The sequence below is a fragment of the Pedobacter sp. genome (assembly GCF_035566355.1).
Classification (GTDB): domain Bacteria; phylum Bacteroidota; class Bacteroidia; order Sphingobacteriales; family Sphingobacteriaceae; genus Pedobacter.
In genome coordinates this window covers 1-11,680 of the sequence record NZ_DATMRL010000533.1, presented here as the reverse complement: position 1 = coordinate 11,680, position 11,680 = coordinate 1, and the positions used below count along the sequence as shown (strand labels likewise).

Here is an 11,680-nt window from a genome sequence, read left to right as displayed (position 1 = left end):
GTTGAAATTGACGACCGTAAATATACTCCTCAGGAGATCTCTGCAATGATCTTGCAGAAAATGAAAAAAACAGCCGAAGACTTCTTGGGTCAGGAAGTAACAGAAGCGGTAATTACTGTTCCTGCTTATTTTAATGACGCGCAGCGTCAGGCTACTAAAGAGGCTGGTGAAATCGCTGGTTTAACAGTTAAACGTATCATTAACGAACCTACTGCTGCTGCTTTAGCTTATGGCTTGGATAAAGCCCACAAAGACATGAAAATTGTTGTTTTTGACTGCGGTGGTGGTACTCATGACGTTTCTGTTTTAGAATTGGGTGATGGTGTTTTTGAAGTGAAATCTACTGACGGTGATACACACCTTGGTGGTGATGACTTTGACCACATTATCATTGAATGGTTAGCAGGTGAATTCAAAAACGAATATGGTATGGACCTTCACCAGGATCCAATGGCATTACAACGTTTGAAAGAAGCTGCTGAAAAAGCTAAAATTGAGTTATCAAGCACGACTTCTACAGAGATCAACTTACCGTATATCACTGCGGATGCTACAGGTCCTAAACACTTGGTTAGAACACTTAGCCGTGCTAAATTTGAACAACTGGCAAGTGACCTGATCAAGCGTACTATTGATCCTTGTAAATCGGCTTTGAAAAATGCTGGTTTAAAAACTTCTGATATCGATGAGATCATCTTAGTGGGTGGATCAACTCGTATTCCTGCGATTCAGGAAGCTGTTAAGGCTTTCTTCGGTAAAGAACCATCTAAAGGTGTAAATCCTGATGAGGTGGTAGCTATCGGAGCTGCAATCCAGGGCGGAGTATTGACTGGTGAGGTTAAAGATGTATTGTTATTAGATGTTACTCCATTATCTTTAGGTATTGAAACTATGGGTGGTGTAATGACTAAATTAATTGAAGCCAATACAACTATCCCTTCTAAAAAAGCAGAAACTTTCTCTACAGCTGCTGATAACCAACCTTCTGTTGAGATCCATATTTTACAGGGTGAGCGTCCTATGGCTGCTCAGAACCGTACAATTGGTCGTTTCATTTTGGACGGTATTCCGCCAGCACCTCGTGGTGTACCTCAGGTTGAAGTTGCTTTTGATATTGATGCCAATGGTATCTTACACGTAAGTGCTAAAGATAAAGCGACAGGTAAAGAGCAAAAGATCCGTATTGAAGCTTCTTCTGGTTTAACAGACGAAGAGATCAAGAAAATGAAAGAAGAAGCAGAGCAAAATGCAGAAGCTGATAAAGTGGCTAAAGAAGAAGCTGACAAAATCAACAGCGCAGATGCACTGATCTTCTCTACAGAGAAACAATTGAAAGAATTTGGTGAGAAGATTTCTGCAGATAAAAAAGCGCCTATTGAAGAAGGTTTGAAAAAACTGAAAGATGCGCATGCTGCCAGAAACTTTGCTGATATTGATGCGGCTCAGACTGCACTTCAGGAAGCATGGAATGCAGCTTCTGAAGAGATGTATAAAGCAGGTCAGGATGGTGCTGCACAACCAGAAGGTGGTGCGGAGCAACAGGCTGAGCAAGCTGGTAACGGAGGTGATAATGTAACTGACGTTGACTTTGAAGAAGTAAAAGACGATAAAAAATAATCGTTTCATTGCTATACAAAAAAGGCCCCGGTAATTTTACCGGGGCCTTTTTTTATTTTAGGAACTTAGTTCCATAATTTTTCAGGGTAAGTGCCGTCTTTGATCAGCTGATCTATACTGGCTTGTACAAAAGGTTTGTCTTCTTTGTAGGTTACACCAAACCACTGACTGTCTGTTGGAATAACTTTAAAGGAGGCAGTATCCGTTTTTACAAGATTTTCTCCAATCAGGGGGATAAAGAACTCGGCTTTCGGTTTGTCTTTGTTTTCTAAAGCGAAAACCTTGAAAAGTTCTTCTGTTAGTTTAAACACTGCAGGTGTAAATCCCCAGAAGTTCATAGATACAGGGGTATCATACTCCAGTGGATATTCTGTTCCGTTCTCTTCATAGACGATTGTATCGTCTTTTTTGTAAACTTGGGTGCGTTCAGTAATTTCCTCAAGATATCCGGCGTCGTTAGTTTTGCAAACACCGCGGGATACAGAACCAAAATCAGATAATGTTTTTCCAATCTGATATCCAACAATAGAATAGTTGCTGTCTGTTGCTTCTTCTGTTAAAAAGTCTACCATTTTTTTAAAGGCATCAAAACCATAATAATCATCAGCATTGATTACACAAAATGGTTCTTTGATTACTTTTCTTCCGGATAGAATTGCGTGCGCTGTTCCCCATGGCTTTTCACGATAGATCTCTTCTTCAATTCCAAATTGTTTAAGGTCGAAGTTTTGAAATACGTAATCGGTCTCAATTCTTCCATTGAGCTTAGGTTCAAATATAGCTTTAAAATTTTCTACAAATTCTTCTTTGATGATAAAGACTACTTTTCCAAATCCTGCTTTGATGGCATCATAGATAGAATAGTCAATGATCGTTTCTCCATTTGGGCCAAAGCCATCTATTTGCTTCATACTGCCATAGCGGCTTGCCATACCAGCTGCCAAAATTAATAAGGTAGGTTTCATTTTCATGCGACGAAAATAATCATTTGAGTTTATATTTTGATTTGTTTTTTTTAGTGTTTTGATGTTAATTCTCTTTATGATAGTGCTTTAGGGTTTTAGAGCCCAAATAACCCTTTGCCTCCACTGTTGCGGGTTTTTTTGCCTGTGAGCATTCCGAATATTCCCCTTACAATTTCCTTGCCGATTTGTCGGGTAATTGTGGCACCCATGACCTGTTCAATTAAACTTTTTTCTTGTTTTCCTGAGGTGTTGTTTGTGGTTTCGCTGTGTTGCTCTTCTGCAAGTTTATTATTTACTCTGTTGGTGAGCATTTCGTAGGCACTTTCCCGGTCAATGGCTGCAGCATATTTTTTAGTCAGGGGGCTTGATGCAAGGACATTGTTATAGTCTGCAGTAGTCATTGGCCCCATGATGGACCTCGGGGAGGACAGCAGCGTAGCGGATACTTCAGTGGGAATGCCCTTTTCGTTTAATACGGTAATCAGCGCCTGGCCTGTTCCTAAAGAGGTCAATACTTTATCAATCTGATAGAAATCCGATCTGGGGTAAGTATTAACTGTCTTTTTTAAAGCATCAGCGTCATTGGGGGTAAACACCCGTAACGCATGTTGTATACGGTTACCGAGTTGGGATAGTATGCTTTCTGGTACGTCTGTTGGTGCCTGGGTGCAAAAGAAGATGCCTATGCCCTTAGAGCGGATCAGCCTTATGATGGTCTCAATTTGTTCCAGAAATGCTTTAGAGGAATTCTTAAATAGTAAATGTGCCTCATCAAAAAAGAAGACCAGTTTGGGTTTATCCAGATCTCCGGCTTCTGGCATATTATAAAAGATTTCTGCCAGCAGGCTGAGTAGAAAGGTAGAATAAAGAACAGGCTGGTTCTGTACATCGGAAATGTTAAGCAGGCTGATTACCCCTTTTCCATCTGTTCGGCCAAAAAGGTCTTCTATGTCAAAAGAAGGTTCACCAAATATGTCGGCCAGTCCTTGTTGCTCAAGGGCAACAATCTTTCTTAAGATCGTACCTGCGGTTGCTGGAGATATTTTTCCGTACGAACTTTTGATTTCGTCTGCACCTTCGCCCTCAGAAAGATAGGATACGAGTTTTTTGAGGTCTTTCAGGTCAATGACAGGCATCTTATTGTCATCGGCATATTTGAAGATCACAGCTAGAACGCCGGTTTGAGTATCATTTAGATCCAGGATCTTAGACAGTAATGTTGGCCCAAATTCAAGAACGGTTGCGCGCATTTGTGCACCCAGCTTTCCGGAAAGGGAATAAAGTTCGATAGGAAAGCCAGAGGGGCTAAAGGGCTTGCCCAGCTGGCTAGCTCTTTCTTCGATTTTCGGACTGCTTTCCCCGGGCTGATAAAGACCGGATAGATCTCCTTTAACATCCAGCATAAATACAGGTACACCTGCATCAGAAAGTTGTTCTGCAAGTAATTGCAGGGTACGTGTTTTTCCTGTCCCGGTTGCACCGGCCACTAGTCCGTGGCGGTTCATCATTTTTAAAGAAAGATTGACTTCGGCTTCAGCGAGTACATTGCCGTTGAGCATGCCGGCACCTAAATAAATGCTGGTGCCACCTGGCGTGTAAGAAGCTTTGATTTTTTCTGTAAAATCTGCAGATTGATCACTCATAGGAAGAAATAATTTATGTAAAAGAAAGCGTGCCTGGTAGCCACCGGGCACGCTTTTAGGATATTTTAGGGTTTACTATTGACCATATCTGAAATCATGGTCCTTTTTTATGTTCAGTAAGGTCTGATAGATCAGACTGATCACATTGTCTACATCTTCTTTGTGGATCATCTCTACGGTGGTGTGCATGTAGCGAAGGGGGAGGGAGATCAGAGCAGAAGGTACACCGCCATTGGAATAAGCAAATGCGTCTGTATCTGTTCCTGTAGAACGGGAAGAAGCCTGGCGTTGAAAAGGAATGTCATTTTTCTGCGCAGTTTCAATCAGTAATTTATTTAGATTTGTTTGCACAGCTGGTGCATAAGAAACCACTGGTCCTCTGCCGCAGGCAAGGTCTCCCTGGGTAATTTTATTGATCATTGGTGTTGTGGTGTCGTGTGTAACGTCAGTTACAATAGCCACATGAGGTTCAATGCGCTCAGCGATCATTTCTGCTCCGCGCAGGCCAATTTCTTCCTGTACAGAATTTACGATATACAGGGCAAAAGGAAGTTTCTTTTTATTTTCATGAAGGAGTCTGGCTACTTCCGCGATCATAAAGCCTCCTGCACGGTTATCCAAGGCACGGCCTACATAATAGCGGTCATTCAAAACCATAAATTCATCTTCATAAGTGATGACGCAGCCTACATGAATACCTAGATTTTCCACTTCTTCTTTGCTGGTACATCCGCAATCGAGGAAGATGTTTTTTAAAGCTGGAGCTTCTTCTTTTTCTCCGCTTCTGGTATGAATGGCAGGCCAGCCGAACACAGCTTTAACCATGCCATTATCTGTATGGATATTGACTCTTTTGGAAGGTGCAATCTGATGGTCTGATCCGCCATTTCGAATCACATAGATCAGGCCTTCAGGGGTAATATAATTAACAAACCAAGAGATTTCATCTGCATGGGCTTCGATGACAACTCGATAATCTGCTTTTGGGTTAATGATGCCAACCGCTGTGCCATAGTTGTCTATGAAACTTTCATCGATATATGGCTTCAGATAATCCAGCCATAATTTCTGGCCCGGATATTCAAAGCCGGTAGGCGATGGGTTATTGATATATTTTTCAAAAAATTGAAGCGATTTTTTATTGACTACAGGTATATGTTTCTGTTTTTCGTCTTTCTTTTTACTCATAATGTTAAATATAAAGTTCTAATTCCATAATGACAAAATCAAAGCCATTTTGGAAGAAGGTTGTGTCGGTTTTCTGGAAGCCAAATTTGGCATAAAAAGGTGCTGCATTGACCCGGGCATTACACCAGATTTTTTTTGCACCTGCTTTTTTGATGAATGCAATGAGGTGTGCAAGGAGTTGACTGCCATAGCCTTTGCCTTGTGCCTCAGGCAGTGTAGCGAATTTACGGAACTGGTAGGTATCTCCTTGTTCAAAGAGGGAAACCACAGAACTTAACCGGTCATCTGCATACAAGCCAAAATGAATACCGTCGTCATCGTTATCTAACTTTACACTGTCGTAAGGCATATCAGGATACATGGCTTCGTGTCTGATTCCCCAGGTCAGTGCGGGTTGGATCTGTTCTATTTGAATTGTTGACATGTTAAGGTAAGCTTTTTTTGTACAGTTGATAGATCATGATGTTAACTAAGATCACCGCCCCGGAACCAAAGCAATAAACAGGCCATTGTCCCTTGTCCCAGAGCCATAAGCCAAGGGCAGAGCCTGTGGATGCGCCTACAAAACTAACCGACATAAATACCGTATTTAAACGATTTCTGGCTTCAGGCAGCAAGGCATAGATCCGTGTTTGATTGGTTACATGAATGGCTTGCTGACCGATATCGATCAGAATGATTCCGATGACAAATAAGTACAGGTGACTGCCGGTAAAATAAAAGGCTGCAATACTGGCGAACTGGAGCAAAAGGCCGATCAACAGGTTTTTCCTTGGGTCTTTTCCATCACTGAATTTTCCAACAAGTGGAGCAGCGAGAGCACCGGCGGCTCCGGCAATGCCAAAAAGACCAATTTGTAAGGATTGAAAACTAAAAGGCGGGTTGGCCAGGAATAGGACCATGGTGGTCCAGAAAGCGCTCAGGGTGGCGAAGGCGAGGAAGTTGATCAAAGAGGCTTCCCGAAGAACTGGCTGTGTTTTGATGTAATTAAACATGGAAGACATCAACTCTTTATAAGTTCCCTTAAAGGATGGGCTGCTCTCTGGGAAGCGCTTTGCCATAAGTAACAAGAGCAGAAAGCATAAGCCTGCGGCAATCAGGAACGTGGCTCTCCAACCCCACAAAAAACCGATACTGCCACTCAGTGCCCTGGAGCCCAGGATGCCAACGAGTAATCCACTCATGATAATGCCAATGGTATGTCCACGTTTTTCATCTGAACTCAGGTTGGCTGCCATTGGCAGGATGAGTTGAGGTACTATGGAACTTGCACCAATGAGTACACTGGCGATTTCCAGTACCAGAAAGGTATGTGAAAAGGCGGCAAGCAGGAGGGCACCTATGGCAAGTCCTGTAATCACGAGGATTTGCTTCTTTCTTTCAAACATATCTCCCAGAGGAACCAGCAGGAATAAACCTATAGCGTAGCCTGCCTGGGTAAGGTAGGTGATCCTGCCGGCATAACTTTCTGTAAGGTTATACTCTTTTGCAACCAGGATGACCAGGGGCTGACAGTAATAGATGTTTGCTACGATCAGGCCTGTACAAAAGGCCATGAGTAGAATATCTTTGCGACTTAAATTCATTTAAAGAGGAATGTTCCCGTGTTTTTTTCGGGGATTCTTAACGGCTTTATTTTCGAGCATTTTAAATGCTTTGATGAGTTTGTTTCTTGTGTTGGAGGGTTCTATCACTTCATCTACAAAGCCACGTTCGGCTGCACGATAAGGATTTGCAAAGATCTCTGAATAGATTTTTTCCTTTTCCAGCCATTTTTCTTCCGGATGTTCGGCCGCTGAGATCTCTTTTTTGAAAATAATCTCGGCGGCGCCTTTTGCACCCATTACAGCAATTTCTGCGGAAGGCCAGGCGTAGTTCAGATCGGCTCCGATGTGTTTGGAGTTCATCACATCATAAGCACCTCCATAAGCTTTCCTGGTAATAACGGTAATGCGCGGAACAGTGGCTTCACTGAAGGCGTATAATAATTTTGCGCCGTTGGATATAATTCCGTTCCATTCCTGGTCGGTTCCTGGTAAAAATCCAGGTACATCTTCGAAAACGAGTAATGGAATATTAAAACAGTCACAGAAACGTACAAAACGTGCTGCTTTTACGGAAGCATGATTGTCCAGTACACCCGCCAGATAAGCGGGCTGGTTGGCAATAATACCAATACTCCTGCCGCCGAGACGGGCAAAGCCCACTACAATATTTTCAGCGTAGTCTTTATGTACCTCCAGGAAGCTGCCTTCATCTGCTACCTCGTTAATGACTTCCCTGATATCATAAGGTTGATTGGAATTTTGTGGCATAATGTTGTTCAGGGCGGTCCTTTCTTCGTTGCCCGGTGCATAAGGCAGTAGTGCAGGAAGCTCTTCACAGTTCTGTGGCATATAACTTAGTAAGTTCTTAACGTGGTTGATGGCGTCAAGTTCATTAGGGCAGGCAAAATGTGTTACACCCGATTTGGTTGCATGTGTAGAGGCGCCTCCGAGTTCTTCCGAGGTGACTTCTTCGTGGGTTACTGTTTTTACTACATTGGGGCCGGTAACAAACATGTAGGAGGTGTTTTCTACCATCAGGATGAAATCTGTGATGGCCGGAGAATATACTGCTCCACCAGCGCAAGGTCCCATAATTGCGGAAAGCTGAGGAACAACTCCTGATGCTTGTACATTCTTGTAAAAGATATCTGCATATCCGCCAAGAGAAACAACGCCTTCCTGGATTCTGGCTCCTCCGCTATCGTTCAGTCCGATCACGGGAGCTCCGTTCTTCATGGCCATATCCATGATCTTACAGATTTTTTCTGCATGAGTTTCAGAGAGTGAGCCACCAAATACGGTGAAATCCTGGGAGAACACATAGACCAAACGACCATTAATGTTCCCGTAACCGGTTACGACACCATCGCCAGGGTATTTTTCATTTTCCATTCCGAAGTCGGTGCTGCGATGGGTTACCAGCATTCCGATTTCTTCAAATGAACCTTCATCCAATAAAAAATGAAGGCGTTCGCGGGCAGTCAGTTTTCCTTTTTTATGCTGACTTTCAATGCGGGCCGCTCCACCACCGGCATGTGCCTGTTTTATTTTATCCTGAAGTAAGTCTAATTTATTCTTCATGTATCTTAGATATGAATTTTATAAATGTAAATAATTTACCAGCGATATTGGAGCCTTGCGGTAAAGACATCGTCTTTCAGGTCTTCAGTATAACCGGTTAGCTTGGTCGGATCGTTCACTACGTGTTCATTGTAAAGGGTTATTTTTACCCTGGAATTGAGAACGTAAGTGCAACCATAGCCAAGGGTACTGTATTTGATATCTCCTGCGGTTGAACCGTTATTTAAACCAATCTCACTTTCTTTTAGTTTTCGGTTAGGGTCATAGACGTCATAAGCCAGTAATGCTGTGAATTTGGTCTGGGCTATTTGCTGGGTAAACCACAGAAAATAGCCCATGAAAGGGCGCAGATATAAATCTGTAGCTGGTTGAGCAGAGAAGCTCTGGCTGGCCAGTGGTCCGGTAATGCTTGAGGATGCAGCAACGCCAGGCTGGGTTCCGGCAACATATTCTGCTTTAAATATAGTTTTTCCGAAAGTGTTGTCGTATTGTAATTGCAGGTTACCACCAAAATAATCTCTTTTTGCATTATAGCCTACGCTGGATGCATTGGTATTCCTGATGTAGCTGTTTCCGTCGAAAGTATAATAATTTTCTGTATCGTTTCGTACCGTGCCTTTGTATACGGATCCACCAAAACCGATATGAAATTTTTTGTTGGCCAGGCTGTCGAATTTAAAGGCAATATTGCCGATTACATCCTTCTTTGAATCATAATCGCGGGCTGCATAACCACTCCCACTCACCAAAGCAAGGTCTGCGGTAATGAATTTATAGATGTTTTTAGGGTGATAGCTGAGCATGGCACCAATATCTCTCTCCCTGGGCATTAAGGTTTGGAACATCCTGGCCCGTTCAGGAAAATCCCTGAATCCGGAAGAATAAACAATGGAATGTCCGAAAGGTCGGTTAAATAAGCCCGCAGTGAAAATAAGGGCTTTTGAGGTGGGTTGGTACAGTTGGATAAACGCATCCATCAATTGCACTCCGTTTTGTGTTGCATCGATCTGGAATACGATACTGGAATATTTATCTACCCTGTCTATTTTTAAACGGCCGCGTCTGATGATAAACCGGTCGCGCGAGTTTTTAGAGAAGTCGCCACCGGAAAAAGATGAAATGCCTTCGGACTGCGCTCGCTGGTATTGCGTTTGGAGGTAACCTGTAATGGCAATTTCATGAGGATCGTAGGATGAAGGTGCATTATTGCTTTGGCTCCGAACAGCCAGGGGTATTAAAAATAAGAAGAAGAGTAGGCTTTTTTTCATCAATATATTGTTTGTTTTCATTTGAAATGATGTTCTGTATGCCACAGAAAGTTTATTCCTTTTAATTTGTAGCACTTGAGGGTTTCACGCAATGAAAATATGCAGCTGCTAAATTACATTTAATGACTTATTTTATGGTAATGAATAAGGCTTTTAGTTAGCGTTCCTTTTGTAGGAATAGATTAATATCATTTTAATTACATTTTTTTTACAACTTAATTTGCTAATTAGACAAGTTTGGAGCTAAATTTGAACTGTAGTGATACACATATAAAGAAATGAGCCTTAGAAAATACCGCTTACTGATCGTTGTTGCCTTTTTAGGCATCTTCTCTGCGAAGATGGTAATTTCTGCTGCGCCGGTTTTTTTCGCCCATCTGGATAAAGAGATCATTAAAAATGTGATTATGCAGATTGAGTTGGAGCATGGCTCTGAAGGGGATTCGGGCAAGGTTTTGAAATACGTGGATTGTAAATTCATTGATTTGCATGCGCCTTTTTCTTATGTGCCGGTCCGGTATCACTTTTTTATTAAAAACAGTTATATAGACCACTTCAAGAGATATGTAAATCCATATCATCCGTCAGTCCCGACACCTCCTCCTAACTTGGCCTAAATTCTTTGTGAAATTTGCTTTATACTGCCTAAGCAGCATAGGCAAGCCAATTAATTAGGTACAAATAATAAAATATAATTTTATGCAAGATGGGAATTCGATCTTTTCAAGATTGGACGTAAAGAAGTATTTCTTAAAAAAGAATTTAAAGCGGGACCTTCCGGCGAGTATTGTGGTCTTTTTAGTAGCCCTGCCGCTGTGTTTAGGAATTGCTTTGGCATCAGGGGCACCGCTGTTTGCGGGTATTGTTTCTGGTGTGGTTGGGGGAATTGTTGTAGCCAGTTTTAGTGGCTCGCAACTGAGTGTAAGTGGTCCGGCAGCCGGACTTACCGTTATTGTACTGGGGGCTATTGCACAGTTGGGTAGTTACCAGACTTTCTTGCTGGCAGTTATGCTTGCTGGTGCGATGCAATTGGTATTAGGGATGATCAAAGCGGGTACAATAGGAAATTATTTTCCTTCCAGCGTGATCGAGGGGATGTTGGCCGCCATTGGTCTGATACTGATTCTGAAGCAGCTGCCTCACGCATTGGGTGTAGATTCAGATTTTCCCGGTGATGAGAGTTTCTTTCAGGGGAATGAAGAGAATACCTTTTCGGCTATCAGTGGTGCATTAAGTCATTTTAGTCTGGCGGCTATTGTGATCAGTGGTCTATCTATATTGGTTTTGATCTACTGGCCAAAAATAAAACAGGTAAGTAGTATTCCGGCACCACTAATTGTTGTGGTATTAGGGATAGCTTTAAGTTTTGTATTTAAAAATACGACTTATGCATTAGAAGCCAAGCAAATGGTAGCTATTCCTGTAGTTAACGGATGGTCGGAATTTACAGGTTTGTTTACTATGCCGGATTTCTCTGCTATTGGAAAACAGGAGGTTTGGATTGTGGCCGGCACGATAGCGATCGTGGCCAGTCTGGAAACGCTTCTAAGTATTGAAGCTGTGGATAAGATTGACCCCATCAAACGGGTTTCGCCAACAAATAGAGAATTAATGGCTCAGGGGATTGGAAACATGACCAGTGCAATGCTGGGTGGCTTACCTATGACTTCCGTTATTGTGAGAAGTTCTGCAAATGTGAATGCGGGAGGAAGGACTAAAATGTCGGCTATTTTTCATGGAACCTGGTTACTGCTGTCTTTATTATTTATACCGGGGGTTATCAATATGATTCCACTGGCTTGTCTTGCTGCAATACTTTTGGTAACAGGTTATAAGCTGACCCGGATTGCTTTGTTTAAACATATGTACCA

General features: G+C 42.4%; 10 protein-coding genes. 3 read left to right on the top strand and 7 right to left on the bottom strand.

Features of this window, described 5'->3' with window-relative positions:
* Positions 1-1,617, top strand: a 1,617-nt coding sequence (gene dnaK, locus VNZ46_RS20840; RefSeq protein WP_325562211.1) for a molecular chaperone DnaK, incomplete at its 5' end; no start/stop codon positions are given.
* Positions 1,618-1,682: 65 nt separating this feature from the next.
* Here the strand turns inward: dnaK and VNZ46_RS20835 are convergent.
* The 7 genes from VNZ46_RS20835 to VNZ46_RS20805 all read right to left on the bottom strand — a co-directional run bounded on the left by VNZ46_RS20835 (position 1,683) and on the right by VNZ46_RS20805 (position 9,809).
* Positions 1,683-2,582 carry a nucleotidyltransferase family protein gene (locus VNZ46_RS20835; RefSeq protein ID WP_325562209.1) on the bottom strand — a complete coding sequence of 300 codons (900 nt, stop codon included), beginning with the start codon at positions 2,580-2,582 and terminating at the stop codon, positions 1,683-1,685.
* A gap of 95 nt (positions 2,583-2,677) precedes the next feature.
* Positions 2,678-4,225, bottom strand: coding sequence for a helicase HerA-like domain-containing protein (locus VNZ46_RS20830; RefSeq protein WP_325562207.1), 1,548 nt, complete (start codon positions 4,223-4,225; stop codon positions 2,678-2,680).
* Between the two features lie 75 nt (positions 4,226-4,300).
* Positions 4,301-5,413, bottom strand: a complete 1,113-nt coding sequence (locus tag VNZ46_RS20825; protein WP_325562205.1) for a M42 family metallopeptidase — start codon at positions 5,411-5,413, stop codon at positions 4,301-4,303.
* 4 nt (positions 5,414-5,417) lie between these two features.
* Entirely contained in the window at positions 5,418-5,837 is a 420-nt protein-coding gene (locus VNZ46_RS20820) for a GNAT family N-acetyltransferase (protein WP_325562203.1), read from the bottom strand.
* A gap of 1 nt (position 5,838) precedes the next feature.
* Positions 5,839-6,969, bottom strand: a complete 1,131-nt coding sequence (locus tag VNZ46_RS20815) for an MFS transporter (RefSeq protein WP_325562201.1) — start codon at positions 6,967-6,969, stop codon at positions 5,839-5,841.
* A 30-nt stretch (positions 6,970-6,999) separates the two neighbouring features.
* The gene (locus VNZ46_RS20810; RefSeq protein WP_325562199.1) at positions 7,000-8,541 is read right to left on the bottom strand and encodes an acyl-CoA carboxylase subunit beta; all 1,542 of its coding nucleotides are present in this window, start codon (positions 8,539-8,541) and stop codon (positions 7,000-7,002) included.
* A gap of 35 nt (positions 8,542-8,576) precedes the next feature.
* Positions 8,577-9,809 (bottom strand): porin, encoded by a 1,233-nt coding sequence (locus VNZ46_RS20805; RefSeq protein ID WP_325562197.1) that lies wholly within the window; start codon positions 9,807-9,809, stop codon positions 8,577-8,579.
* A 278-nt stretch (positions 9,810-10,087) separates the two neighbouring features.
* Between VNZ46_RS20805 and VNZ46_RS20800 the strand changes: the two genes are divergently transcribed.
* Complete coding sequence (locus tag VNZ46_RS20800; RefSeq protein WP_133778950.1) at positions 10,088-10,426, top strand: hypothetical protein; 339 nt, start codon at positions 10,088-10,090, stop codon at positions 10,424-10,426.
* An 82-nt stretch (positions 10,427-10,508) separates the two neighbouring features.
* Positions 10,509-11,680: SulP family inorganic anion transporter (locus tag VNZ46_RS20795; RefSeq protein ID WP_325562195.1), on the top strand; the 1,172-nt coding region annotated here is incomplete at its 3' end.

What these genes read in the sequence shown, in the direction of transcription:
- VNZ46_RS20805 (WP_325562197.1), bottom strand. Translation starts at nt 9,809, where the DNA reads ATGAAAAAAAGCCTACTCTTCTTCTTATTTTTAATACCCCTGGCTGTT.
- VNZ46_RS20830 (WP_325562207.1), bottom strand. Translation starts at nt 4,225, where the DNA reads ATGAGTGATCAATCTGCAGATTTTACAGAAAAAATCAAAGCTTCTTAC.
- VNZ46_RS20800 (WP_133778950.1), top strand. Translation starts at nt 10,088, where the DNA reads ATGAGCCTTAGAAAATACCGCTTACTGATCGTTGTTGCCTTTTTAGGC.
- VNZ46_RS20815 (WP_325562201.1), bottom strand. Translation starts at nt 6,969, where the DNA reads ATGGCCTTTTGTACAGGCCTGATCGTAGCAAACATCTATTACTGTCAG.
- VNZ46_RS20820 (WP_325562203.1), bottom strand. Translation starts at nt 5,837, where the DNA reads ATGTCAACAATTCAAATAGAACAGATCCAACCCGCACTGACCTGGGGA.
- VNZ46_RS20825 (WP_325562205.1), bottom strand. Translation starts at nt 5,413, where the DNA reads ATGAGTAAAAAGAAAGACGAAAAACAGAAACATATACCTGTAGTCAAT.
- VNZ46_RS20835 (WP_325562209.1), bottom strand. Translation starts at nt 2,582, where the DNA reads ATGAAACCTACCTTATTAATTTTGGCAGCTGGTATGGCAAGCCGCTAT.
- VNZ46_RS20810 (WP_325562199.1), bottom strand. Translation starts at nt 8,541, where the DNA reads ATGAAGAATAAATTAGACTTACTTCAGGATAAAATAAAACAGGCACAT.